Source organism: Variovorax sp. RCC_210 (assembly GCF_041355175.1).
Classification (GTDB): Bacteria; Pseudomonadota; Gammaproteobacteria; order Burkholderiales; family Burkholderiaceae_C; genus Variovorax.
This window is the reverse complement of sequence record NZ_JBFUPJ010000001.1, coordinates 359,864-382,968: the sequence shown is the minus strand read 5'-3', so window position 1 is coordinate 382,968 and position 23,105 is coordinate 359,864. Positions and strand designations below refer to the sequence as shown.

At 66.5% G+C, this 23,105-nt stretch carries 24 protein-coding genes and 2 tRNA genes; 7 read left to right on the top strand and 19 right to left on the bottom strand.

From position 1 onward, the window contains the following. Window positions 1-29: 29 nt before the first annotated feature. The 5 genes from rlmD to surE are packed head-to-tail and all read right to left on the bottom strand — an operon-like array spanning window position 30 to window position 5,049. Window positions 30-1,538, bottom strand: coding sequence for a 23S rRNA (uracil(1939)-C(5))-methyltransferase RlmD (rlmD, locus tag AB6807_RS01860; RefSeq protein ID WP_371083294.1), 1,509 nt, complete (start codon window positions 1,536-1,538; stop codon window positions 30-32). 30 nt (window positions 1,539-1,568) lie between these two features. Next, a complete protein-coding gene (locus AB6807_RS01855) occupies window positions 1,569-2,591 on the bottom strand; it encodes a sigma-70 family RNA polymerase sigma factor (RefSeq protein WP_371083293.1) in 1,023 nt (340 codons plus the stop codon). Between the two features lie 4 nt (window positions 2,592-2,595). Then, on the bottom strand, window positions 2,596-3,504 hold the full coding sequence (locus AB6807_RS01850) for a peptidoglycan DD-metalloendopeptidase family protein (RefSeq protein ID WP_116907944.1): 909 nt from the start codon (window positions 3,502-3,504) through the stop codon (window positions 2,596-2,598). Between the two features lie 11 nt (window positions 3,505-3,515). Next, the gene (locus AB6807_RS01845) at window positions 3,516-4,289 is read right to left on the bottom strand and encodes a protein-L-isoaspartate(D-aspartate) O-methyltransferase (RefSeq protein ID WP_371083292.1); all 774 of its coding nucleotides are present in this window, start codon (window positions 4,287-4,289) and stop codon (window positions 3,516-3,518) included. A 1-nt stretch (window position 4,290) separates the two neighbouring features. After that, on the bottom strand, window positions 4,291-5,049 hold the full coding sequence (gene surE / locus AB6807_RS01840) for a 5'/3'-nucleotidase SurE (RefSeq protein WP_371083291.1): 759 nt from the start codon (window positions 5,047-5,049) through the stop codon (window positions 4,291-4,293). A 128-nt stretch (window positions 5,050-5,177) separates the two neighbouring features. On the opposite strand from surE, the gene AB6807_RS01835 reads away from it, so the two are divergent. Continuing rightward, window positions 5,178-6,164, top strand: coding sequence for an NADPH:quinone oxidoreductase family protein (locus AB6807_RS01835; RefSeq protein ID WP_371083290.1), 987 nt, complete (start codon window positions 5,178-5,180; stop codon window positions 6,162-6,164). A gap of 88 nt (window positions 6,165-6,252) precedes the next feature. Here the strand turns inward: AB6807_RS01835 and AB6807_RS01830 are convergent, their stop codons facing one another. From AB6807_RS01830 to AB6807_RS01820, 3 genes are all read right to left on the bottom strand, one after another. After that, complete coding sequence (locus AB6807_RS01830; RefSeq protein WP_371083289.1) at window positions 6,253-6,597, bottom strand: H-NS family nucleoid-associated regulatory protein; 345 nt, start codon at window positions 6,595-6,597, stop codon at window positions 6,253-6,255. A 271-nt stretch (window positions 6,598-6,868) separates the two neighbouring features. Beyond that, window positions 6,869-6,944 (bottom strand) — tRNA-His (locus AB6807_RS01825). 76 nt (window positions 6,945-7,020) lie between these two features. Further along, complete coding sequence (locus AB6807_RS01820; protein ID WP_371083288.1) at window positions 7,021-7,665, bottom strand: YbhB/YbcL family Raf kinase inhibitor-like protein; 645 nt, start codon at window positions 7,663-7,665, stop codon at window positions 7,021-7,023. 180 nt (window positions 7,666-7,845) lie between these two features. Here AB6807_RS01820 and AB6807_RS01815 point away from each other — a divergent pair, with 180 nt between their 5' ends. Both AB6807_RS01815 and AB6807_RS01810 read left to right on the top strand, forming a co-directional pair. After that, window positions 7,846-8,094, top strand: coding sequence for a GlsB/YeaQ/YmgE family stress response membrane protein (locus AB6807_RS01815; RefSeq protein WP_116907950.1), 249 nt, complete (start codon window positions 7,846-7,848; stop codon window positions 8,092-8,094). A 113-nt stretch (window positions 8,095-8,207) separates the two neighbouring features. Continuing rightward, entirely contained in the window at window positions 8,208-8,504 is a 297-nt protein-coding gene (locus AB6807_RS01810; protein WP_371084133.1) for a hypothetical protein, read from the top strand. Window positions 8,505-8,518: 14 nt separating this feature from the next. Here the strand turns inward: AB6807_RS01810 and AB6807_RS01805 are convergent, their stop codons facing one another. The 6 genes from AB6807_RS01805 to AB6807_RS01780 form a co-directional block, all read right to left on the bottom strand. Beyond that, the gene (locus AB6807_RS01805) at window positions 8,519-9,193 is read right to left on the bottom strand and encodes a histidine phosphatase family protein (protein WP_371083287.1); all 675 of its coding nucleotides are present in this window, start codon (window positions 9,191-9,193) and stop codon (window positions 8,519-8,521) included. Window positions 9,194-9,315: 122 nt separating this feature from the next. Next, window positions 9,316-11,229, bottom strand: a complete 1,914-nt coding sequence (locus tag AB6807_RS01800; RefSeq protein ID WP_371083286.1) for a SurA N-terminal domain-containing protein — start codon at window positions 11,227-11,229, stop codon at window positions 9,316-9,318. Between the two features lie 78 nt (window positions 11,230-11,307). Continuing rightward, window positions 11,308-11,383 (bottom strand) — tRNA-Val (locus tag AB6807_RS01795). A gap of 29 nt (window positions 11,384-11,412) precedes the next feature. Then, the gene (locus AB6807_RS01790; protein WP_007830705.1) at window positions 11,413-11,685 is read right to left on the bottom strand and encodes an HU family DNA-binding protein; all 273 of its coding nucleotides are present in this window, start codon (window positions 11,683-11,685) and stop codon (window positions 11,413-11,415) included. A gap of 220 nt (window positions 11,686-11,905) precedes the next feature. Continuing rightward, on the bottom strand, window positions 11,906-12,991 hold the full coding sequence (locus tag AB6807_RS01785; protein ID WP_371083285.1) for a tartrate dehydrogenase: 1,086 nt from the start codon (window positions 12,989-12,991) through the stop codon (window positions 11,906-11,908). Then, window positions 12,988-13,905, bottom strand: a complete 918-nt coding sequence (locus tag AB6807_RS01780) for an alpha/beta fold hydrolase (RefSeq protein ID WP_371083284.1) — start codon at window positions 13,903-13,905, stop codon at window positions 12,988-12,990. Before AB6807_RS01780 ends, AB6807_RS01785 begins: the two co-directional genes overlap by 4 nt. Before the next feature lie 71 nt (window positions 13,906-13,976). Here AB6807_RS01780 and AB6807_RS01775 point away from each other — a divergent pair, with 71 nt between their 5' ends. Beyond that, window positions 13,977-14,945 (top strand): LysR substrate-binding domain-containing protein, encoded by a 969-nt coding sequence (locus tag AB6807_RS01775; RefSeq protein WP_371083283.1) that lies wholly within the window; start codon window positions 13,977-13,979, stop codon window positions 14,943-14,945. A 25-nt stretch (window positions 14,946-14,970) separates the two neighbouring features. Here the strand turns inward: AB6807_RS01775 and AB6807_RS01770 are convergent, their stop codons facing one another. The 4 genes from AB6807_RS01770 to AB6807_RS01755 all read right to left on the bottom strand — a co-directional run bounded on the left by AB6807_RS01770 (window position 14,971) and on the right by AB6807_RS01755 (window position 19,480). After that, a complete protein-coding gene (locus AB6807_RS01770; RefSeq protein WP_371083282.1) occupies window positions 14,971-15,858 on the bottom strand; it encodes a DMT family transporter in 888 nt (295 codons plus the stop codon). After that, window positions 15,855-16,421, bottom strand: coding sequence for a CDP-diacylglycerol--glycerol-3-phosphate 3-phosphatidyltransferase (gene pgsA, locus AB6807_RS01765; protein ID WP_116907956.1), 567 nt, complete (start codon window positions 16,419-16,421; stop codon window positions 15,855-15,857). The genes AB6807_RS01770 and pgsA overlap by 4 nt, the downstream gene beginning before the upstream one ends. A gap of 58 nt (window positions 16,422-16,479) precedes the next feature. Continuing rightward, window positions 16,480-18,492 (bottom strand): excinuclease ABC subunit UvrC, encoded by a 2,013-nt coding sequence (gene uvrC / locus AB6807_RS01760; protein ID WP_371083281.1) that lies wholly within the window; start codon window positions 18,490-18,492, stop codon window positions 16,480-16,482. Window positions 18,493-18,565: 73 nt separating this feature from the next. After that, window positions 18,566-19,480 (bottom strand): alpha/beta fold hydrolase, encoded by a 915-nt coding sequence (locus tag AB6807_RS01755; protein WP_371083280.1) that lies wholly within the window; start codon window positions 19,478-19,480, stop codon window positions 18,566-18,568. Between the two features lie 114 nt (window positions 19,481-19,594). Here AB6807_RS01755 and earP point away from each other — a divergent pair, with 114 nt between their 5' ends. From earP to AB6807_RS01740, 3 genes are all read left to right on the top strand, one after another. Continuing rightward, on the top strand, window positions 19,595-20,686 hold the full coding sequence (gene earP / locus AB6807_RS01750; RefSeq protein ID WP_371083279.1) for an elongation factor P maturation arginine rhamnosyltransferase EarP: 1,092 nt from the start codon (window positions 19,595-19,597) through the stop codon (window positions 20,684-20,686). A gap of 153 nt (window positions 20,687-20,839) precedes the next feature. Then, a complete protein-coding gene (efp, locus tag AB6807_RS01745) occupies window positions 20,840-21,394 on the top strand; it encodes an elongation factor P (protein WP_028258883.1) in 555 nt (184 codons plus the stop codon). Window positions 21,395-21,524: 130 nt separating this feature from the next. After that, window positions 21,525-22,388, top strand: a complete 864-nt coding sequence (locus tag AB6807_RS01740) for a TIGR00730 family Rossman fold protein (RefSeq protein WP_116907958.1) — start codon at window positions 21,525-21,527, stop codon at window positions 22,386-22,388. 43 nt (window positions 22,389-22,431) lie between these two features. On the opposite strand, the gene AB6807_RS01735 is transcribed toward AB6807_RS01740, so the two are convergent. Further along, window positions 22,432-23,097 carry a TetR/AcrR family transcriptional regulator gene (locus tag AB6807_RS01735; RefSeq protein ID WP_371083278.1) on the bottom strand — a complete coding sequence of 222 codons (666 nt, stop codon included), beginning with the start codon at window positions 23,095-23,097 and terminating at the stop codon, window positions 22,432-22,434. Between the last annotated feature and the right edge of the window lie 8 nt (window positions 23,098-23,105).

Sequence of the window (23,105 nt, the reverse complement as noted above, 5' to 3'; positions counted from 1 at the left end):
CCGCAAAAAAGGCCCTTTCGGGCCTTTTTTCATTCCAGGTCAAAAACCGCTATCGACTCCACGTGCGCCGTGTGCGGGAACATGTTGACCACCCCGGCGAAGGTGCAGCGGTAGCCCGCCTGGTGCACCAGCAGGCCGGCATCGCGCGCCAGCGTCGACGGGTTGCAGCTCACGTACACGATGCGCTTCGGCGGCGTCCAGCCGTCGGTGCGCAACTCGGGCTGCTGGTGCAGGTCGGCCATGGCCTTGGCAAGCGCGAAAGCACCTTCGCGCGGCGGGTCGACCAGCCACTTGTCGGCGCTGCCGTCGGCCACCAGCATGGCCGGCGTCATGTCGAACAGGTTGCGCGCCACGAAAGTGGCGGGCGACAACGCCCGGCGGGCGGGCGTCGCGGGCTGGTTGCGCTGGAAGTTGTCGGTCGCGCGGGCAACGAGCGTGTCGCTGCCTTCGATGCCCAGCACCTCGCGGCCCCGGCTTGCCAGCGGCAGGGTGAAATTGCCCAGCCCGCAGAACCAGTCGATCACGCGCTCGTGCGATTGCACGTCGAGCAGGCGCAGCGCCTTGCCGACCAGCGCCCGGTTGATGTGCGGATTGACTTGCGTGAAATCGGTGGGCTTGAACGGCATCGTGACGCCGAATTCGGGCAGCCGATACGCCAGCGGCGTGCCGCCCTCTTCCAGCAACTTCACGGTGTCCGGGCCCTTGGCCTGCAGCCACCATTGCACGCCTTCGTTCTGCTCGGCAAAAGCCTTCAAGCGGTCGATGTCGCCGCGCGACAGCGGCTCGAGGTGCCGCAACACCAGCGCGATCGTGCCCAGCCGCGTGGAATCGGGCGAGTCGCCGCAGGCCAGCTCGATCTGCGGGCAGGTCTCGCGCGCATCCATGGAGCCGATCAGCGCGCGCAGCGGCATCAGCATGTCGCTGACCTGCTTGGGCAACACCGGGCACACCTGCATGTCGGCCAGGTAGCGGCTCTTGCGCTCGTGAAAGCCGATCAACACCGTGCCCTTCTTGACCACGTGGCGCACCGAGAGCCGCGCGCGGTAGCGGTAGTGCCAGGCCGGCCCTTCGAGCGGGCGCAGCAGGTTCTCGGGGCGTACCTTGCCCAGGTGCCACAGGTTGTCTTCGAGCGCACGCTGCTTCACGGCAACCTGGGCGGCAGGGTCCAGGTGCTGCATCTTGCAACCGCCGCATGCGCCCGTGTGCAGCCCGAAGTGCGGGCAGCCGGGACGCACGCGCTGCGACGATTCGCGGCGGATGGTCGTGACCGTGCCCTGCTCCCAGTTGTTCTTGCGGCGGTGCACGTTGAACTGCACTTCCTCGAAGGGCAATGCGCCTTCGATGAACACGACCATGCCGTCGGCCTTGTGGGCCACGCCCTGTGCATCGAGGTCGAGCGACTCGACCTGCAACCACTCTTCACCAGGATTCGCAGGATGGCTCGCGGCGACTTTCACGGGGGCTTTTTCGGGGGCCTTTTCGGAGGCTTTCGCGGGGACTGTCGGGGGGGATTGGTTTTCTTCGATGGGTTCCGTCATCCCCCGATTGTCTCAGCGTGCGCAAATCCTCTAGAACAGCGCATCCCGCCCGACGCCCGAGCGCGCCAGCTGGCGCCGCATCTTGGCCAGCGCCTCGTTCTGGATCTGCCGGATGCGCTCGCGCGTGAGGCCCAGGCGCACGCTCAGCACCTCGAGCGTTTCGGGCTCGCGATCGTGCAGCCCGTAGCGGCCCTCCAGCACCTCGCGCTCGCGTGCATCGAGGGCGTGCACCCATTGGTCGAGCAGGCGCTCCACCTCGTGGGTGTGGGTCACATCGGTCGGGCTGGCCTGCGCGTCCTCGGAGGCCACGGTGTCGGCCAGCGTGAAGCCTTCGTCGCCGCGCGCGTCGCCCGCGTCCAGCGAGCGCGGCGCCTCGGACAGCGCGAGCAAATCGGACACCGATTGCACGTCGCGCCCAAGCAGCGCAGCAATGTCCTCCACGCGAACGCCGTCGGGCCGCTGCGCCACGAACTCCGCATCGCCTTCTAGCGTCCGGCGCGCGCGCAGCACTTGCTGCAGCTCGCGCACCACATGCACCGGCAGGCGGATGGCACGCGCCTGCGTCATGAGCGCGCGCTCGACCGACTGGCGGATCCACCACGTCGCGTAGGTCGAAAACCGGAAGCCGCGCTCGGGTTCGAACTTGCCGATGGCGTGCATCAGCCCGAGGTTGCCCTCCTCGATGAGGTCAGACAGCGGCACGCCCCGGCCGAGGTAGCTCTTGGCGATGTTCACGACGAGCCGCAGGTTGTGCTCGATCATCGATTGCCGCGCGGCGAAGTCGCCGGCGCGCGCGGCGCAGGCGGCCTGGTACTCCTCGGCGGGCGTGAAGAGCTCGGTGCGCCGGACCTGGCGCAGATAGACGGTGAGCGCGTCGGCGCCCTCGCCACCGGGCGCCTCGCTCAGCGCGCTACGGGGTGCGGCGCTGTCGCTTGCAGAAGCGTCTGGCGTTCCGTCGGAAGAAGCCGTGGGCTCCTCGGGAACGTCCTTCAGGCTGCCCTTGCCCGCCGACCCGCGCACAGGCTGTGTGCGACGGGGGCGGGAGGCAGCCATGGCATCACCGATTCGGCAGGTAGCGCGAAGGATCGACGGGCTTGCCCTGGCGGCGGATCTCGAAATGCAGCTTGACGCGGTCGGCGTCGCTGTTGCCCATCTCGGCGATCTTCTGGCCCTTCTGAACCGACTGGTCTTCCTTCACGAGCAGCGTCTGGTTGTGCGCATATGCCGTGAGGTAGGTGTTGTTGTGCTTCAGGATGATCAGGTTGCCGTAGCCACGCAGGCCGGCACCTGCATAGACCACGCGACCATCGGCGGCGGCCAGCACGGGGTCGCCCGCCTTGCCGCTGATGTCGTAGCCCTTGTTCTTGGCTTCGTCGAAGCCGGCGATCAGCGAGCCGCTCGCGGGCCAGATCCAGCCGAGATCTTCGTCACCCGAGTTGCCGCTGCTGCCGGGTGCCGACGGCGATGCTGTGACAGGCGTGGGCGGCTTGGCTGCGCTGGCCGGTGCCGTAGGCACGAGGGCCGGCGGCGGCGTCACAGGCTTGGTGGTCGCGCCTTCGGAAGAAGATGACGCGCTGGCCGGCGGGGCCGAGGCCACGGCCGTTCCGGTCGGCGGAATCACGCGCAGCACCTGGCCGACTTCGATCAGGTCGGGGTTCTCGATGTTGTTCCAGCGAACGATGTCCTGCCAGCGCTGGCCGGTGTCCGCACCGATGCGGCGGATGCTGTCGCCGGGACGCACGGCGTAGTAGCCGGGCTTGCCATAGTTTTCGATCCCTGCCAGCGGCCTGCCGTTGGCGTCGGTGGTGATGGGAGGGCCGCCGGGCACTGTCGCGCTCGGTGCGCGCGTCATGGTGCCGCGGTCTTCGACCGGCGCCGGCCCACGCGGTGTGGAACAGCCCGCGATCACGAGCACAAAGGCCAACGTGACGCCAGCGAACCAACTCCGATTGCCAAAACCCTGCATTTGTTATTCCTTCAAGCGATGCCTGATTTTAGGGGGACAAAGTGAACCGCCTCAAGAATGAGCCGCTCCAGTCCACGGGAGGTCTTGTCGATGACGACAAGGGCCTGGCCACCGCTGGCGGAATGCGTCGGCGCCACGATGCGGCCCCCCACCGCGAGCTGGTCGATCCAGGCTTGCGGCACCGCCTCGCCGCCCGCGGCCGCGATGATGCCGGCGTAGGGAGCGCCCTTGGTGTAGCCGATCATTCCGTCGCCCAAAATCAGGTGCACGGTGGCGAGCCTGAAGGGGCGAAGGTTCAGGCGCGCGCGCTCGTGCAGGCCGCGCAGGCGCTCGATGCTGTACACCTCGGTCGCCACATGGTTCAGCACGGCGGCCTGGTAGCCGCAGCCGGTGCCGATCTCCAGCACGCGCCCGAGCTTGTCCTGCGGTTTGCCGGCCAGCGCGGGCGCGCCCAGCAGCAGTTCGATCATGCGGGCCACCACGCTCGGCTTGGAGATGGTCTGTCCGAGCCCGATCGGCAGGCTGGTGTCTTCGTACGCCTGGTTGACCAGCGCGCTGTCGACGAAGCCATGGCGCTCCACGGCCCCCATCGCGCGCAGCACGCGCGGATCGGAAATGCCTTGCGCCGCGAGCTTTTGCACCATGCGCGTACGAACGGCGGCGGACGCCATCGAGGGCGTGGACGGCACCATCGGCTTGACCGGCACGGCAGGCATGCGCCCGCGCGTGGCGGCGGAAGCGGTGGGTGTCAGGCGAACAGGAAAACTGGGCCGTTGCGTGGCCATGTCAGTTGCCGAGACGGGCCACCGTCTCGCGCCATTGGCCGAGGTTGGCGTGGTCGGTCAGGTCGATCTGCAGCGGCGTCAACGCAATGTGGCCGGCGGCCGTGGCGTGGAAGTCGGTGCCCTCCCCGCTGTCCTTGGCGCCGCCGGCACCGGCGATCCAGTACATGGTCTCGCCGCGCGGGCTGTCCTGCGTGATCACTTTTTCTGCCGCGTGGCGGCGGCCGAGCCGGCAGACCTTCACGGGCTTCAGTTCGTCGAACGGCTTGTTCGGTACGTTCACGTTGAGCAGGAAGGCATCGCCCTCGAGCATGCGTTCGCGCTCGATCTGCTGCACCAGGCGCCGCGCCACTTGCGCAGCCGCGTCCACGTGGGCCCAGCCTTTTTCGATCTGCGAGAACGCGATGGCGGGAATGCCGAACAGGTAGGCCTCCATGGCCGCGCCGACGGTGCCTGAATAAATGGTGTCGTCGCCCATGTTCGCGCCGTTGTTGATGCCGGACACCACCAGGTCGGGCCGGTAGTCGAGCAGGCCCTTGAGCGCGATGTGCACGCAATCGGCCGGCGTGCCGGTCACGTAGCGAAAGCCGTTGTGCGCTTCGCGAACGTACAGCGGAGCGGCCAGGGTCAGCGCATTCGACTTGGCGCTGTTGTTGTGCTCGGGAGCAATCACCTCGATATTGGCGATGTCCTTGAGCGCGTCGTGCAGTGCGACGATGCCCGGCGCCTGAAAGCCATCGTCGTTGGAAATGAGTATCTTCATGGTGTCCTGGAATCGCTCGGATTGTAGGCGTCGGGTGCGTCGCAGCAGGGACAAGCCCACCCCGGTGCGCCGCCTATCATCCCCCGCATTCATTGCCCCCACCCGACTCATTCGAAGGAGACTCCAGCATGCACGCATGGCTTTGCGAAAACCCCACCGGCGTCGACGCGCTGACCTGGAAGGAATTGCCGACACCCACGCCGGGGCCGGGCCAGGTGCTGATCGAAATCAAGGCGGCGAGCCTTAATTTTCCCGATCTGCTGATCGTGCAGAACAAATACCAGATGAAGCCGCCGCTGCCCTTCGTGCCCGGCTCGGAATATGCGGGCGTGATCCAGGCGGTGGGCGAAGGCGTCACGCACCTGAAGGTCGGCCAGAACGTGGCCTGCCTGTCGGGCACCGGCGGCTTCGGCACACACACGCTGGCCCCCGCGGCGCTGTGCATGCCGTTGCCCGAGGGTTTCGGCCATGTCGACGCGGCCGCTTTCATCATGATCTACGCCACCTCTTGGCACGCCTTGATGGACCGCGCACAGCTCAAGCCGGGCGAGACCGTGCTGGTGCTCGGCGCGGCGGGCGGCGTGGGCACGGCCGCGATCCAGATTGCCAAGGCCGCTGGCGCCAAGGTGATTGCGGCGGCATCGACCGACGAGAAATGCGAACTGTGCCGCTCCATTGGCGCCGACGCGACGATCAACTACACCACGCACGCGCTTCCCAATGGCTTTCGTGACGCCGTGAAGGCCGCGACCGACGGCAAAGGCCCCGATGTCATTTGCGACCCTGTCGGTGGTGATTTTGCGGAACCGGCCTTTCGCTCGATCGGATGGCGCGGTCGCTATTTGGTGGTGGGTTTTGCGTCCGGCCCCATTCCGTCGCTGCCATTGAATCTGACGCTGTTGAAAGGCGCTTCTCTCGTAGGTGTGTTCTGGGGCGATTTCGCTCGGCGCGAACCCAAGGCCAATGCGCAGATGATGGCCGAATTGGCCCAGTGGTACGGCCAGGGAAAGATCAAGCCGGTGATCGACAGCACGATGCCGATGGCCGAATTGAAGGCCGCCTACGCGCACATGGGGTCGCGCGGCGTCAAAGGAAAACTCGTTATGGTGAACTGAGTTCCCTGCGGCCTGCCGGCACGCCAATAAAAAAGCCCGCATGCGCGGGCTTTTTTATTGGGCAGCTGCCCAGGACTCCGACAGGCACTTACTTGATCTCATAATCAGAAAGCGACTTGCCGGCGGCCAATGCCTCGGTCACCCAGCGCGGCTTGCGGCCACGGCCACCGGACCAGGTTTCGCCGGTCGGGCCGCGGTATTTGGCGGCAGCCTTGGCCGGCGCGGTGCCCGCGGCGCGCTTCACAGCACCCACGCGGCCGGTCAGCTTCAGATCGGAGGCCGTCAATCCATATTCGGCAATCTTCTTGCGCAACTCTTCGATCACGCCGGCGCGCTCATGGTTGCGCAGGTCTTCGGCCTGCTTGCGCAATTGCGCAATCTGCTCGTCATGCTTCTTGATCTGGGAATTGATATCGGCGAGTGTCGAAGCCATTGATGGACTCCAGAAATTGAAAACGAGCGGATTTTAATTCAGTTTACTTTTGCCGCAAGCCTTTATCCGAGCGAAAAAATTGAATTCGCATTGCGTTGATGCAACAACTCGCAACACGCGCGCACCACTTTGGGCGCTTATAGGAGAGGGAAAGGAGATCGATCGGAGTCCGCTGGTAGAAAACGGCGGTCCGGAAATGACAACGCCGGGGCAAGCCCGGCGGTGCAACTCTTTGAATGCTATTGAGCAATAGCGCTAAAGAGAAATTTTTTGGGGTGGCTGATGGGACTCGAACCCACGACGACCAGAATCACAATCTGGGACTCTACCAGCTGAGCTACAGCCACCGTAGAGCCTTTGATTGTAGCGTCAAAAATCGCGCTTTTCACTACTCAATGAAAAAGACGCTGCTTGAACGCCACATCAGCCCGCCGCCAACGGTCCGCTCGGTACTGCCGCGCCCTCCTGAATCTTCACCGTGCCGTCGGGCCGCTCATGCGTGCCGATCAACAACCCGCTGGCGATCGCATGCGCATGCAGCGTCTCGACGACCTCGTCGCGCCCCGGCGCTTCAGAAAATTCCGGCGCGTCCGCTAGCGCAAACAACTGAAACGCATACCGGTGCACGCCGTGCCCCGGCGGCGGATCGGGCGGCAGCCAGGCCGACTGCAGCGCCGAATTGCGACCGACCTGCACACCCAACCCATCATTCCCTTCGCTCGGAATCGCCGCCTCGGCCAACGAACCATCGCCGACCGGCAAGCCCACCACGATGGCATGCACCAGCGGATTGGGCGTGGGCGAATCGGCATCCTCCACGATCAACACCACCGACGCCGTGCCTGACGGCAGCCCCGTCCACTGCAACGGCGGTGAAACGCCCTCCCCGTCGGGCGCATCGGCAGTGAAGCGCGGCTGCAACGGCCCATGGTCGACGAACGCGACGCTGCTCAGTGCAATCGACGCCATTCCCTCGCGCATGCCGAGGGTGTTGAAAACAATGTTGTCGAGACCGGCGCGCACGCCGTGCAACGCGTGGCCGATGACATCTGGGAGTTTTTCGAGCATAGGCAACGGTGTACCTTGCCGACCAAGACGCGGCTGTAGGACGCCGCGCAGGCCCGCGCCACGACAGCAAGCCAAAATTCCACTGCTCCGAAATTCATCTGCGTCGGCGTACACGCGCGCTCAAATCGAGCCGCTATCATGGCTTTTGCCACGCCACTTCACCACCAAAGGAATTTCTTCATGAGCATCGTCTGGACCATTCTGATCGGGTTCGTCGTGGGTCTTGTGGCGCGCGCTGTCAAGCCGGGCGACGATTCCGCGGGCTTCATCGTCACCACCATCATCGGCATCGCCGGCTCGCTGATCGTCACCTACGTCGGCCAGTCGATGGGCTGGTACACCGCGGGCCAGGGCGCCGGCTTCATCGCCTCCGTGCTGGGCGCGATCGTGCTGCTGGTTCTCTACGGCCTCATCAAGCGCAAGAGCTGATGCCGACGCGGCCGCGCCGCGCCAAGGGGGCGGCCGGTGCCGACGCCAACGCAGACACCAAGCCACCCAAGCCGGCGCAGCCCCGCAAACCGCGAGCCAGGCACCACGTCTACGTGGTCGAGCTCGACGATCGCGTCTGGAACAACGCCCGGTTCCGTCGCGCCAACCCCGACTACCAGCTCGGCAAGCCTTTCGTCTATGTCGGCATGACCGGCCTGGACCCTGACATCCGCTTCGACAAGCACAAGGCCGGCGTCCAGGCCAACAGCTTCGTGCAGCAATTCGGCTTGCACCTGCTGCCCGCGCTCTATGAGCGCTACAACCCGCTGACCTACGAAGACGCTCGCCTGATGGAGGTCGATCTCGGCATCGCGCTGCGCAAGGCGGGCTACGGCGTGTGGCAGGCCTGAGCCCGCGCACGCATTCAGGAGTAGGTGACCCAATCCTCGTACGCCGGCCCGTCCAGATGCGGCAGCGTGTTGTAGGTCACGAGCATGTGCCGCTTGGGCGTGAAGGCGAATTCCGTCACCGATGAATTGCGGATGCGCAGGTTGAGCTCGACGGTGGTCTCAGCGCTCGTGCCCAGCACGTGGCCGACCGCGGTGCTGATCGGCCCGCCACTCGACACCACCAGCACTTTCGCGCCATGGTGCTTATCCCGCACGTGGTCCAGCGCAGTCGTCACGCCCGCCAGAAAGTCGACATAGCTCGGCATGCCGACCGGCTCGGCCCGGCCCTGCATCCACGCATTCAACCCTTCGCGCAGCAGCCTGAAGTGGTGGCGGTACATCTCGGGCGAATCCGGCTTCTGGAGCTTGCCTTCGTGGATGGTGGCGATGACCGCCTCGCTGTCGTATTCGTTCAGGCCCGGCCAGGGCAGCACGTCGTCGCGCGCCAGGCCCAGTCCTTTCGCAATGCCTTCCCATGTCTGGCGATGGCGTTTCAAGGTGCCGGTGATGACCGCGTCGAACACCATGCCGCGCTCACGCCAGTACTCGCCCAGGCGCACGGCCTGCCGATGCCCGAGTTCGCTCAGGTTGTCATAGTCCGCAGCGCCGAAACTGGCCTGCCCGTGGCGCACGAGGTAGAGGGTTCCCATGCGGGGCGATTCTGGCAAGAAGCGAAGACCCGGCTTGTCCCTCGTGCGACCGCCTCGTTGGCGCCGCCGCAAATGAAAAAGCCCGGGCATCGGCCCGGGCTTTTTCACGAAGAGGCGCTGGCTCAGCGGCCTGCGGCCACGGGGAGCGCGTCTGCCGGCTTCGGCACCAGGATCTCCGCCTTGAAGCGTTCCTTCAGCAGGTTGTAGTACGCAGCGTCCTCGGCCGCGGACACCGACTGGCCGACCTGTGCCTGCTCCTGCTTCGCGAGCTCGGGCGCCGGCGGCGTGCGCGGCACGACCTTGGTCACGCGAACCACCGCATAGCCTTGGGTGCCGAGGTCCACGCCCACGAGCGCGGGCAGCTTGGAGGCGTCGGCACGCAGCGCGGCGTCGATGACCGCCAGCGGTTGCGATTGCGCTTCGCGGCGCGACACCGTCACCGGCGCGCCGAAGGTTGCGCCGTCGGCCTTGGTCGTCCAGGCGGCGAGCTTGGCTTCGCCTTCGGTCTTTGCGAGCACGGCGGCACGCTCGGTGACCAGCTGCGCGCGGATCTTGTCCTTCACTTCGGCCAGCGGCACCGGGTGCGCGGCCGTGTACTGCGTGACGCGGCCCGATGCGAGCTGGCTCGAACCGACCTCGATGGCCTCGGTGTTCTGCTTGCGATCCAGCGAATCGGGTGCAAACAGCGCGCTCAGGAAGTTGCGGCTGGCCAGCGCACCGGTGGCGCCGGGTGCGGGCGTGCGCGCCACGTTCTTGGCCGTCTGGATCGTGAGCTTCAGTTTGTCGGCAGCGGGCTTGAGGCTGTCGGGCGTCTGGTACACGGCATCGGTGAAAGCCTCGGCAGCCTTCGCGAATTCCTGCGTGGCCTGCTGCGCGCGGGCTTCGTTCTCGATGCTCGCGCGCACCTGTTCGAAAGGCGGCACCACGGCCGGCTTGATGTCGGTCACCAGGATGATGTGGTAGCCGAACTCGGTCTCGACGATGCCGCTGATCTCGCCCTTCTTGAGCGAGAACATTGCGTCTTCGAACGGCTTCACCATGGCGCCGCGCGTGACGAAGTCGAGGTCGCCGCCCTTTTCCGCCGAACCGGGGTCCTGCGAATTCTTGCGTGCCACTTCAGCGAAGGTGTTGGGCGCCTTCTTCACTTCGGCCAGCAGCTGCTCGGCCTTGGCTTTCGCCTTTTCGCGGTCGGCGGCGGCCATGCCGGTCGGCGCGGTGATCAGGATGTGGCTCGCACGGCGCTCTTCCTTCGTGCCGAAGCGCGCGGTGTTTTCCTTGTAGTAGGCCTGCAGGTCGGCGTCGCTCAGCACGATGTTCTTCTTGGCGGCCTCCAGGTCGAGCAGCAGGTACTCGACGTCGGCGCGCTCGGGCGCCTGGAACCGCGCCGCGTGGTCCTTGTAGTAAGCCTCGATGTCGGCGTCGCTCACCGTCACCTTCGATGCGGAGCTGTCGGGGTTGAAGCGGGCCACCTGGATCTCGCGGCTGTCATAGAAGGCGTTGATGGTGGTGGCGGCCAGCGCAGGCGGCGTGAAGGCCGTGCCCGACACGCCCAGCAGCACCTGCTGCGTCGCCATGTCCGAGCGCACGCCGGCTTCGTATTGCTCGGGGGTGCGGCCGGTCACGCGCTGGAAGGCATCGCGATCGAACTTGCCGTCGGGCGTGCGGAATGCCGCCAGGCCCTGGTCCTGCGCGAACATGCGCGACAGGCGGTCTTCGGACACCGTCATGTTGCCCTTGGCGGCAGCTGCAGCCAGCACGCGGTCGCGCACCATGCGCTCCAGCGTGGCGTAGCGCAACGCGTCGGAGTCGAGCACCGTCGGGTCGACGTTGGGCGACTGCTGGCGGATGCGGTCGGTTTCCACGCGGTGCTGCTGGTCCCACTCGGGCTTGGTGATGGGTTGGCCGTCCACGCGCGCCACCTTCTCGTCGCTGCTGCCCTGGTAGCGCTCGACACCGAAGAGCACGAACGAGGGAATGATCAGCAAGAACAAGAAAATCATGACGATCTTGTTGTACTTGCGGAAGAAATCAAACATGCTTGAACACTCTTTTTCGACGGATGTCGGACGGCAATAAAAAAGGCGAACTTGCGGTTCGCCTTTGCATCGGGTGGGTGGTGGGTGCTGAGGGGCTCGAACCCCCGACCTACGCCTTGTAAGGGCGCCGCTCTACCAACTGAGCTAAGCACCCCACCGGAAATACTCTCCGAGTCTACCGTGTCAGTTCAGCGCGTCTTTCAGCGCCTTGCCCGGACGGAACTTCGGAATCTTGGCGGCCTTGATTTTAATCGCGTCGCCGGTGCGGGGATTTCGGCCGGTGCGGGCCGCGCGCTTGCCGACTGCGAAAGTGCCGAAACCGACGAGCGACACAGAGCCGCCCTTCTTGAGCGTGGTACGAATAGCGCCAATGGTGGATTCGAGCGCACGGGTTGCTGCGGCTTTGGAAATATCGGCGTTCTTTGCGATGTGCTCAATCAGTTCGGTCTTGTTCACAAGGGCCCCTTGTAGAAAAAAAGTTGGTCGGCTTTCGTCAGCTGCGACCTGGCCGCGCTGTGTGCGACTCAAGAACCTGGCAGGCCTGACGCCTCGGCAGCGCACTGCCATCGAGGATTACAACCACTGGTCTGCAGGGTGTCAATAAGACGCGAGGCCTTGCAGATCAGCGGAGCGCGCGATTTTAGGGGCGTTTCGTGAAGTCTTTTTTCGCAGTGGTTCAGAGCGCGTTGGCGATCGCCTTGCCCAGGTCGCCGGTGCTCGCCGTGCCACCGATATCGGGCGTGCGCGGTGCTCCGCTTTGGGGCGCGAGCACCTGCTCGATGGTCGACAGGATGGCGTCGTGCGCCTGCTTGTGGCCCAGAAATTCCAGCATCATCGCGCCGCACCAGATCTGCCCGATGGGGTTCGCAATGCCCTTGCCCGCGATGTCCGGCGCCGAGCCGTGCACCGGTTCGAACAGCGACGGCGTGGTGCGCTCGGGGTTGAGGTTGGCGCTGGGCGCGATGCCGATGGTACCGGTGCACGCCGGGCCCAGGTCCGACAGGATGTCGCCGAACAGGTTGCTCGCCACCACCACGTCGAAGAAGTCGGGCCGCTGCACGAAGTGCGCGGTGAGGATGTCGATGTGGAACTTGTCGAGCGTGATGCCCGGGTAGTTCTTGCTCATCTCGGCCACGCGCTCGTCCCAGTAGGGCATGGTGATCGAGATGCCGTTCGACTTGGTGGCGCTCGTCAGGTGCTTCTTGGGGCGCGACTGCGCGAGCTCGAAGGCGAACTTCAGCACGCGGTCCACGCCCACGCGGGACATCACGGTTTCCTGCATGACGATCTCGCGCGGCGTGCCCTGGTACATGCGCCCGCCGATGCTCGAGTACTCGCCCTCGGTGTTCTCGCGCACGATGTACATGTCGATCTCGCCGGGCTCGCGCGGCGTGCCGTCGCGGCGCACCACGGGCGCGATGATGCCGGGCATGAGCCGCGCGGGGCGCAGGTTGATGTACTGGTCGAACTCGCGGCGGAACATCAGCAGCGAGCCCCACAGCGACACGTGGTCGGCAATTTTCTCGGGCCATCCGACCGCGCCGAAGAAGATGGCGTCGTGGCCACCGATCTGGTCCTTCCAGTCGTCGGGCAGCATCTGGCCGTGCTTCTCGTAGTAGTCCCAGCTCGAGAAGTCGAAGTGGTCGAACTTCAGGTCGATGCCGAACTTGACCGCGGCGGCCTCGAGCACGCGCAGGCCCTCGGGCGTGGTTTCCTTGCCGATGCCGTCGCCGGCGATGACTGCGATTCTCTGAGTGGTCATGGGGTCGCTCCTGCCTGTTGGGGAGATGGAGATGAAAAGAATGCCAGCGCCTCGGCGAGCAACTCGCCCGGCGCCTCTTCGGGAACGTAGTGGCCGCACAGCAGCGCGCGGCCCGACACATCGGCGGCGCGCTCGCGCCACAGCGCCAGCACATCGAAAGCCTTGCCCACCGCGCCATGCTCGCCCCAGAGCACGCGCAGCGGCTGCGCAAGCTGCCGCCCAGCGGCGATGTCGGCGCGGTCGTGCACGAGGTCGATGGTGGCGGACGCCCGGTAGTCTTCGCAGATCGACTCGGCCGTGCCCGCGATGCCTGCGCAGCGCTCGTACTCGGCGAGCACCTCGGGCGCAAAGGGCGCGAGCCCCGCATGCCGGCCGCCCATCACGCTGCGCACGTAGCGCACCGGGTCCGACGCGATCAGCGCCTCGGGCAGTGGCGGCGGCTGGATCAGGAAGAACCAATGCCAGTAGGCCTTGGCGAACGCCTCGGACGTGTTCTCGTACATCGACAGCGTGGGCGCGATGTCGAGCAGCAGCATGCGTTCGACGGCCTGGGCGTCGTCGGCCGCAAGCCGGTGCGCCACGCGCGCGCCGCGGTCGTGCGCCAGCACGCCGAATCGCTCGAAGCCGTGGTGCTGCATGGCGGCGAGCGCATCGAGCGCCATCTCGCGCTTGCCGTAGACCGCGTGCTCGGTATCGGCCGCCGGGCGGCCCGAATCGCCATAGCCCCGCAGGTCGACCGCGACCACGGTGAAGCGCTCGGCCAGCGCGGGCGCCACCCGGTGCCAGATGGCGTGCGTCTGTGGATGACCGTGAAGCAACAACAGCGGCGCGCCGCTACCGCCGATGCGGCCATGGATGCGCACGCCGTTGCGCTCGATGTCGAACGTGGGAAAGGAAAAAAAGGAGGCGGTCACGGCGACGATTGTGCGTTGCGCCTCCGCGATCATCAAGCAACAATCGGCCAATTCATACTTTCCGATTCGGCATGAATACTCCCTCGATGGACCGCGGCGACCTGGCGCTGGTGCTCGCCATTCGCGACCAGGGCAGCCTGGCGGGCGCAGCCGCGACGCTCGACGTGGTGCCCTCGGTCGTCACCAAGCGGCTGGGCGCGCTGGAGGCGCGGCTGGGCCAGCGCCTGTTCGACCGCACCACGCGCAGGCTCAGCGTCACGGCCGAAGGCGAGGCGGTGTGCCTGCATGCGCGCGTGCTGCTCGACGGCTTTGCCGCGCTCGAAAGTGAACTCGGCGAACGGCAGAACGAGCTGACCGGCACCATCCGCCTGGCCGCGACCTTCGGCTTCGGCAGGCGCTGGCTCGGGCCGGCGCTGGCGAGCTTTCAGGCGCGCCACCCTGCCCTGCAGATCGAACTGGTGCTCACCGAGCAGCTGCCCGACCTCGGCGCAGAAAGCTACGACGGCGCCGTGTGGTTGTGGGCAGTGCAGCAACGCCGCGCGGCCGACTGGGTCACGCGCCGCATCGCGCGCAACCGGCGCGTGCTGGCCGCCGCGCCCGCTTACCTGGAGCGTCGCGGCACGCCGGCCACCGTGGAGGCATTGGCTTCGCATGACTGCCTGGTCGCACGCGAGAACGGCGACAGCCACGCCAGCGGCCAACGCCAGCACGCGCTCTGGAGCTTGCGCCAAGCGCGCGACGGCGGCACCGCGCGCGTGCGTGTGCAGGGCCCGCTGGCCAGCAACTCAGGTGAAATGGTGCGCGACTGGTGCCTGGCCGGGCACGGGGTGATGTTGCGCAGCCTGTGGGACATCGCGCCGCAACTTGCCAGCGGCGAACTGGTGCGCGTGCTGCCGCAGTACGCCATGCCGGACGCGGACATCCACTGGGTCGCGCCCTGGCGCCCGAAGACGCCGCGCCGCGTGCGCCTGCTGGTCGACCACCTGGTGGAGCAATTTCGCGGGGAACCCTGGAAGCCGGACAAGACCGGCTCGCGCTGAACGAAGAGAAAGAACCCGGCCCCGCTCAGCGGCCGCCGCGCACCACCAGGCTCACGCCCACGGCGGTGAGCGCGATGCCCAGCACCGTGACCAGCGTGATCGGCTCCGAGAACAGCAGCCACGCCATCACCGCGGTGCAGGGCGGCACCAGGTACAGCAGGCTGGTTACTGCGGTGGCGGTGCCGCGCTGGATCAACATATAGAGCAGCGAGCTGCCGCCCAGCGACAGCGCCAGCACCGACCACGCCATCGCGCCGACCGAGTACGCATTCCATTCGATGCCCTGCGACTCCAGCGCCGCGAACGGCAGCGTGACCAGCAGCGCCGCCGCCATCTGCACCGCGCTGGCGCTGCGCACGTCGCACGGCGCGACGAAACGCTTCTGGTACAGCGTGCCCGCCGTGATCGACAGCAGCGCCATCACCGCCAGCCCCATCGTCAGCGCATTGACTTCGGCGCCCTGCCCGAACTTGCGCGACACCACCAGCACCAGCCCCGCGAAGCCGAGCAGGAGCCCGGTCCATTGCCGGTTCGAAATGCGTCCGCCATTGAAGGCCAGCCACACCGCCGTCAACACCGGCTGGATGCCGACCAGCAAGGCCACCAGCCCCGCGCCCATGCCCGCATGCACCGCGGCCCAGACACCGCCCAGGTAGCCCGCCTGCATCAGCACGCCCGTGACCGCCAGGTGGCCCCACTGGGCGCGCGCCTTGGGCCACGCGACCTTGGCCAGCGTGACCCACAGGCCGAAGCACACCAGCGACAACGCATAGCGAACGGCGAGGAACTTGAGGGGTGGCGCATACGGCATGCCGTAGCGCGCAACGATGAAACCCGTGCTCCATATCAGCACGAACACGGCCGGCATCGCCCGCAGCCAACCCGCGTTGCGGGCCGTGGCCGCCGAAGTCATTTGGTGCGGGCCCGGATTTCCGGAATGGCCTTCTGCAGGTAATACACCATCGACCAGATGGTGAGCACCGCGGAGATCCAGATCAGCCACTGGCCCCACAGGCCGGTGTCGATCACCTTGAACAGCCGCCCGTCATACAGCAGGAACGGAATGGCCACCATCTGCACGGTGGTCTTCACCTTGCCGATCATGTGCACCGCCACGCTCTTGCTGGCACCGATCTGCGCCATCCATTCGCGGAGGGCAGAAATGGCGATCTCGCGGCCGATGATGATCAGCGCCACGAACACATCGGCGCGCTGCAGATGCACGAGCACCAGCAGCGAGGCGCACACCAGGAACTTGTCGGCCACGGGGTCGAGGAAGGCGCCGAAGGCCGAGGTCTGGTTGAGCTTGCGCGCCAGGTAGCCGTCGAGCCAGTCGGTGGCGGCGAAGACGATGAACATCACCGTGGCGATCAGGTTGCGCATCGGCTCGCTGATCGGCAGGTAGAACACGCCGACGATCAAAGGGATCGCGACGATGCGCGTCCAGGTCATGATGGTCGGAAGGGTCCAGAACATTTCTTGATTGTGTCATGGCGGCATTAACCCTCGAACGAAGGTCTCGCCTGCGTTGCCGTCAGTGCAGCGCCTTGTAGATTTCTTCCGCCAGGTCGGACGCGATGCCCTCCACCGACGCGATGTCTTCCACGCTTGCCGCCGCCACGCCGCGGATGCCGCCGAAGCGTTGGAGCAGCCGCGCGCGGCGCTTCGGGCCGATGCCCGGAATGTCCTCGAGCTGGCTGCCGCCCACGCGCACCTTCGCGCGCTTGGCCCGCATGCCGGTGATCGCAAAGCGGTGCGCCTCGTCGCGAATCTGCGCGACAAGCATCAGCGCGGCCGAGTCCTTGCCCAGGTAGACCTTCTCGCGGCCGTCGGCGAACACGAGCTCTTCGAGGCCGACCTTGCGGCCCTCGCCTTTCTCGACCCCGACGATCAGCGACAGCGGCAGCCCGAGTTCGCTGAACACCTCGCGCGCCATCGACACCTGGCCCTTGCCGCCGTCGACCAGCACCAGGTCGGGCATGCGCGCGGTGCGAGTCTTCGGGACGGTTGGCGTATCCGTCGTATCCGGCGCGTCTGGCGCGTCCGGCACTGCCTCGGCCTCTTCGCTTTCGACATCGCCGGGCGGAAGCTCCTCGGTCTCGGCGGCCATCGCCTCGGCCAGCTTGCCGTAGCGGCGGTGCAGCACCTGGCGCATGGCGGCGTAGTCGTCGCCGGGCGTGATGCCTTCGATGTTGTAGCGGCGGTATTCGCGGTTCTGCATCGTGTGGTGCGCGAACACCACGCACGAGGCCTGCGTGGCTTCGCCGGCGGTGTGCGAGATGTCGAAGCACTCGACGCGAAACTCGTCCAGGTCTTCCGACGCCAGCTCCAGCGCATCGGCCAGCGCGCGCGTGCGCGCCTGCTGCGAACCCTCTTCGGCGAGCAGCCGGGCGAGCTGCAGCTTGGCGTTGGTCTGGGCCATTTCGAGCCAGTGGCGGCGCTGCTCGCGCGGCTGGAACACCGCCGTCACGCGGCCGCCGGCCTGCAGCGAAATCGCCTCGATCAGCTCGCGGCTCACCTGCTCGCTCAGCACCAGCGTGGCCGGCACGGGCACGTCGATGTAGTGCTGAGCGATGAAGGCCTCGAGCACCTGCACCTCGATGGCGTCGGCGACGAACGACGCCCCGCCTTCACTTTCATCGTCGTCCAGCTCGCCGTGATGAATCTGCGCCGCGTCTTCCACGTGCACCGGAAAGTACGGCCGGTCGCCCAGGTGCCGGCCGCCGCGCACCATGGCCAGGTTCACGCAGGCCTTGCCGCCCTGCACCTGCACGGCCAGGATGTCCACGTCCTTGTCCGAGGCGATCTCGATGGACTGCTGGTGCAGCACGCGCGAGATGGCCGACATCTGGTTGCGCAGTTCGGCCGCCTGCTCGAACTCGAGCTTCTCGGCATGCGTGGTCATGCGCTGCTCGAGCTTCGAAAGCACGAGTTGCGTGTCGCCCATGAGGAAGGCCTCGGCGCTGGCCACGTCCTGCGCATAGGCGTCGGGCGCGATGTGGCCTACGCAGGGTCCGCTGCACCGCTTGATCTGGTACAGCAGGCACGGGCGCGTGCGGTTGGCGTACACGGTGTCTTCGCAAGTGCGCAGGCGGAACACCTTCTGCAGCAGCTGTATCGATTCCTTCACCGCCCATGCGCTCGGGTACGGCCCGAAGTAGCGGTGCTTCTTGTCGACCGCGCCGCGGTAGTAGGCCAGCCGTGGAAACTGGTGCGACGCGATCTTCAGGTAGGGGTAGCTCTTGTCGTCCCGGAACAGGATGTTGTAGCGCGGCTTGAGCGTCTTGATGAGGTTGTTCTCGAGCAGCAGCGCCTCGGCCTCGGAACGCACCACGGTGGTTTCCATGCGCGCGATCTTCGAGATCATGTGGCCGATGCGCGTGCCGCCGTGGCTCTTCTGGAAGTAGTTGGCCACGCGCTTCTTGAGGTTGCGCGCCTTGCCCACATAAAGCACCGCGCCCGCGGCGTCGAAATAGCGATAGACACCCGGCAACTGCGGCAGGGCCGCGACTTCGCTGAGCAATTGATCGGAGTGCACGTCTGACATGGCGACTATTGTGGCGCGCGCCGCGCGGGGCACGTCGACCCGCGGCACCAAGGCACCATGCGGAGTGAAACCTTTATGCCCTGACGGCTGCGACAGGGCGTGCCGCGGGCTCGGCCACGGCCACCGCGTCGCCCCTCAGGAACCCGAGGATGCGCCAGCTCACGTCGGCGCCCTCCTCGTGCAGCACCCAGTGCCCCGCGCCCTCGATGCGCTGCAGTTCGCCGCGGTCGCACAGCGCGATGCTGGGCTGGGCCATCTCGATGCCGAGCGCCTCGTCCTGCACGCCCCACAGCAGCAGCGTCGGCATGGGAATGCGCGTGTCCGCATGGATGCGCGAGCGGTCGCGCATCAGCGCGCGATACCAGTCGAGCATGGCGGTCAGCGCGCCCGGGCGGCTCCAGGCCTCGCGGTACTGCGCGATTTCCTCGTCGGAGAAAGCGCCCGGCCTGCTGCCGCTTCTCAGCACCCGCACCAGCCCCCGGAAATCGTGCCGGCGCAGCAGCCGCTCGGGCAGGCGCGGAATGCGGAAGAAGTGCATGTACCAGCTGCGCAGGCGCTGTCGCCCGACCGACATGTGGCGCAGCATCACCGCCAGGTGCGGCGAATTGACGATGACCAGGCGCTCCACCAGTTCCGGGTTGCGTGCCGCCACGCGCCAGCTCACCACGCCGCCCCAGTCGTGGCCGAGCAGCGTCACCGTGTCGCGACCGGTGTTACGGATCAGCGCGCAGATGTCGTCGGCCAGCGTCTCGAGCGCGTAGGCGTCCACGCCCTGCGGCTTGTCGCTCTCGCCATAGCCGCGCTGGTCGGGCACCCAGACGCGGTAGCCGGCGGCGGCCAGCGCATCGATCTGGCTTGCCCAGCCGCGCCAGAACTCGGGAAAGCCGTGCAGCAGCATCGCCACCGGCCCGTCGGGCGGACCGGCCTGCACCACATGAAAGCGGATGCCGTTGGCCTCGACGAAAACGTGTTCATAGGCGTCGCTCATCGTGCGACACCCCAGCGCTGCATCCTCATGATCTCTCTCCGGTGATTGTTGTGCGGCCAGCATAGCAACCGGCAACCTGCCGGCGGCACCGCGAACCCGGGCACACTCGCGGCCATGCAATCCAGGCGATGGGACATCTTCTGCAAGGTCATCGACAACCACGGCGACCTCGGCGTCTGCTGGCGGCTGGCCTGCCAGCTCGCGGTGCGCGGCGAACGCGTGCGGCTGTGGATCGACGACGCGTCGGCGCTGCGCTGGATGGCGCCCGCGGGCCACGAAGGCGTGGAGGTGATCGACTGGCTCGACGCGGGCGCGCTGCAAGCCGCCGTGGCCGCGCCGGCGCCCGACGTGCTGGTCGAGGGCTTCGGCTGCGAGCCGGCACCCGAGCTGGTCGCGCGTTTTGCAGAAGCGCCGGGCCGGGCCTGGGTCAACCTCGAATACCTGTCGGCCGAGCCCTATGTCGAACGCCTGCACGGCCTGCCCTCGCCGGTGTTCAAGGGCCCCGGTGCCGGGCTGACCAAGCGTTTCTTCTACCCGGGCTTCACGTCCGCCACCGGCGGCCTGCTGCGAGAACCCGACCTGATGCAGCGGCGCGCGCGCTTCGACCGCGCGCCCTGGCTGGCCGCGCAACAAATCGCGTGGGCAGGCGTCGGGCGCCTGGTCTCGCTGTTCTGCTACGAGCCGCCCGCGCTGGCCGCGCTGCTGGAGCAGCTGGCGAAGGGCGCAGAACCCACCCACCTGCTGGTCACGGCGGGGCGCGCCACGCAGGCTGTGCAGGCGCTTCTTGCGGATTCAGGCCCGGCAACGCAGGTGCCAACCGTGCGCGGTGCGCTATCAATTTCATACCTGCCGTACCTCACGCAATCCGACTACGACCATCTGCTGTGGTCCTGCGACCTGAACTTCGTGCGCGGGGAAGATTCATGGGTGCGGGCCATCTGGGCGGGCGCGCCTTTCGTCTGGCAGATCTACCCGCAGGACGACGACGCGCACCACGTCAAGCTCGGCGCGTGGCTCGACTGGCTCGGTGCTTCGCCGTCGTTGCGGCTTTTCCACCACGCCTGGAACGGCTTCGGCGATACCCCCCTGCCGCCGGTCGAAACGCAGGGGCCGTGGCATGAAACGGTGGAAAACGCCCGCACCCGGTTGCTGGCGCAAGACGATCTGGTCACGCAACTGCAGGATTCGACCGCCCAAAAAAGCTAAAATAGCGGGCTTTGCGGATTTCGGCCCGGATCTCGACGATCCGAGATGCTCTCCGCTAAACCTGCCGCGGGACATGTACCGCGGGGCAACCACTTCGGCACACGTCGCCGAGGGGCCCCGTGCACCGAGCGGCCAACATCCAGAGACCCTGATATGAAAATCGCTCAAGAAATCCGCGCCGGCAACGTCATCATGCACGGCAAGGACCCGATGGTCGTGCTCAAGACCGAATACAGCCGCGGCGGCCGCAACTCCGCCACCGTGCGCATGAAGCTCAAGAGCCTGATCGCCAACTTCAACACCGAAGTTGTCTTCAAGGCCGACGACAAGATCGACCAGATCGTGCTCGACAAGAAGGAGTGCACCTACTCCTACTTCGCCGATCCGATGTACGTCTGCATGGACACCGAGTACAACCAGTACGAAGTCGAAGCCGAAAACATGGGCGACGCCCTGAACTACCTCGAAGACGGCATGGCCGTCGAAGTGGTGTTCTACGACGGCAAGGCCATCTCGGTCGAACTGCCCACCAGCGTCGAGCGCGAAATCACCTGGACCGAGCCGGCCGTCAAGGGCGACACCTCGGGCAAGGTCATGAAGCCAGCCAAGATCGCCACCGGTTTCGAAGTGCCCGTGCCCCTGTTCGTGGCGCAAGGCGACAAGATCGAAATCGACACGCGCACCGGCGAATACCGCAAGCGCGTCTGAGCCTCCAGGGCTCCGGTTTTCCGGCTGACCACCACCCTCGAAGAAGGCTCCGCAAGGAGCCTTTTTTGTTGTCTGGGCACGCCGATTGCAACGCTGCACAATCACTCAGGTCCTTCTGTCTGGTTTCCTCATGAACAACACGCACAACCTTCACGACAAACGCCTGGCCGACGCCTGGGCCACGCTGCACTCCCATGCCGACAAGGGCCTGCCGCTGGACCCCGACCCCTCGCGCATCGCCTTCGCCGACCCCGAGTTCCTGCTGCGCCGCGAAACCCGCGGCATCCGCATGCAGCTGGAGCTGATGAAGCCCGACCTTGAGCAGCGCGCCCACGGCATCGAGAACACCGTGGTGGTGTTCGGCAGCGCGCGCTTTCGCAGCGAGGAAGATTCCGCCGCCCTGATCGCGCAGGCCGATGCGGCCGGCGATACCGTGGCCGCCGACCGCTGGCGCCGGCTGGCGCGCAACTCGCACTACTACGAGAAGGCGCGCGCCTTCGGAAAGCTGGTGGCGCAGTACAGCAACGACAAGGAGCCGCAGGACAAGCTCTTCGTGTGCACCGGCGGCGGCCCCGGCATCATGCAGGCGGCCAACCGCGGCGCGCATGAAGGCGGCGGCCTCTCGGTCGGCCTGGCCATCGCGCTGCCGATGGAAGAAGAAGCCAACCCGTACGTCACCCCGGCGCTGAGCTTCAAGTTCCACTACTTCGCGATCCGCAAGATGCATTTCATGATGCGTGCGAAGGCGCTGGTGGCGTTCCCGGGCGGCTTCGGCACGCTCGACGAGCTGTTCGAAGTCATCACGCTGGTGCAGACGAAGAAATCGAAGCCAGTGCCGATCGTGCTCTTCGGCTCCGACTACTGGAAGCGCATGATCGACTTCGACTTCCTGGTCGACGAAGGCGTGATCTCCCCGGGCGACGTGAAGCTCTTCGAATACGTCGACGCGCCAGACGACGCATGGAGCGCGATCAAGCGCTTCTACAAGCTCTGAGCTGAGCGCGGGGCCCGGCACTTTCAGCTGGGCCCGGTCGGGTTCAACCGGCGCTGTCGTCGTCCTCGCCAGGATGCAGCGCCTGCTCGAAGAATTTCGTGAGCGCCCGCGCGCGGCGCTTGCGCTCGGCGTCGCCGGTCTGGCCCATGGCCACGGCGTCGTCGGCCACGCCGTGCAGCGCATTGAAGAGCACCACGGCCGTGAAGGTCGCGTCCTCCACGTCCCAGATGCCGGCGGCATCGCCCTGCTTCAGCAACCCGACCAGCTGCGTGATGACCGCGTTGTCGTTGCGCATGCGCCTGTCTTCGGGGCGGTATTCGTGGAACACCACATCGTGCAGCGCGACGTTGTCCAGGTAGGTCTGCAAGCCCGCCTCCACCCAGGCCTTCAGGCGGGCGTGGTGGTTGTCGGGGCGCTGCCGGTCCATGGCCGCCTGCAGGCGACCGCAGAAGGTGTCGACGAAGCGCTGCTGCAGTGCGCCGAGCAGCGCCTCTTTCGACGGAAAGTACAGGTAGAAGGTGCCCTTGGCCACCTGCGCACCGGCGGCGATGTCGTCGATGCTGGTGGTGGCGATGCCCTTCGAAATGAAGAGCCGCTCGGCGGCGTCCATCAGCGCGGCGGCGCGCGTCTCGGGGGCCTTGGTGCGGCGGCGCGGCGCGGCCTCGCCTTCGGGTTGTGCGGGGTCGGTGGTCGTGCCGCTGGTGCTCATCGACGGCC

Coding starts and splice junctions, on each gene's coding strand:
- rlmD (WP_371083294.1), bottom strand. CDS start 1,538: ATGACGGAACCCATCGAAGAAAACCAATCCCCCCCGACAGTCCCCGCG.
- AB6807_RS01855 (WP_371083293.1), bottom strand. CDS start 2,591: ATGGCTGCCTCCCGCCCCCGTCGCACACAGCCTGTGCGCGGGTCGGCG.
- AB6807_RS01850 (WP_116907944.1), bottom strand. CDS start 3,504: ATGCAGGGTTTTGGCAATCGGAGTTGGTTCGCTGGCGTCACGTTGGCC.
- AB6807_RS01845 (WP_371083292.1), bottom strand. CDS start 4,289: ATGGCCACGCAACGGCCCAGTTTTCCTGTTCGCCTGACACCCACCGCT.
- surE (WP_371083291.1), bottom strand. CDS start 5,049: ATGAAGATACTCATTTCCAACGACGATGGCTTTCAGGCGCCGGGCATC.
- AB6807_RS01835 (WP_371083290.1), top strand. CDS start 5,178: ATGCACGCATGGCTTTGCGAAAACCCCACCGGCGTCGACGCGCTGACC.
- AB6807_RS01830 (WP_371083289.1), bottom strand. CDS start 6,597: ATGGCTTCGACACTCGCCGATATCAATTCCCAGATCAAGAAGCATGAC.
- AB6807_RS01820 (WP_371083288.1), bottom strand. CDS start 7,665: ATGCTCGAAAAACTCCCAGATGTCATCGGCCACGCGTTGCACGGCGTG.
- AB6807_RS01815 (WP_116907950.1), top strand. CDS start 7,846: ATGAGCATCGTCTGGACCATTCTGATCGGGTTCGTCGTGGGTCTTGTG.
- AB6807_RS01805 (WP_371083287.1), bottom strand. CDS start 9,193: ATGGGAACCCTCTACCTCGTGCGCCACGGGCAGGCCAGTTTCGGCGCT.
- AB6807_RS01800 (WP_371083286.1), bottom strand. CDS start 11,229: ATGTTTGATTTCTTCCGCAAGTACAACAAGATCGTCATGATTTTCTTG.
- AB6807_RS01785 (WP_371083285.1), bottom strand. CDS start 12,991: ATGACCACTCAGAGAATCGCAGTCATCGCCGGCGACGGCATCGGCAAG.
- AB6807_RS01775 (WP_371083283.1), top strand. CDS start 13,977: ATGAATACTCCCTCGATGGACCGCGGCGACCTGGCGCTGGTGCTCGCC.
- AB6807_RS01770 (WP_371083282.1), bottom strand. CDS start 15,858: ATGACTTCGGCGGCCACGGCCCGCAACGCGGGTTGGCTGCGGGCGATG.
- pgsA (WP_116907956.1), bottom strand. CDS start 16,421: ATGTTCTGGACCCTTCCGACCATCATGACCTGGACGCGCATCGTCGCG.
- uvrC (WP_371083281.1), bottom strand. CDS start 18,492: ATGTCAGACGTGCACTCCGATCAATTGCTCAGCGAAGTCGCGGCCCTG.
- AB6807_RS01755 (WP_371083280.1), bottom strand. CDS start 19,480: ATGAGCGACGCCTATGAACACGTTTTCGTCGAGGCCAACGGCATCCGC.
- earP (WP_371083279.1), top strand. CDS start 19,595: ATGCAATCCAGGCGATGGGACATCTTCTGCAAGGTCATCGACAACCAC.
- efp (WP_028258883.1), top strand. CDS start 20,840: ATGAAAATCGCTCAAGAAATCCGCGCCGGCAACGTCATCATGCACGGC.
- AB6807_RS01740 (WP_116907958.1), top strand. CDS start 21,525: ATGAACAACACGCACAACCTTCACGACAAACGCCTGGCCGACGCCTGG.
- AB6807_RS01735 (WP_371083278.1), bottom strand. CDS start 23,097: ATGAGCACCAGCGGCACGACCACCGACCCCGCACAACCCGAAGGCGAG.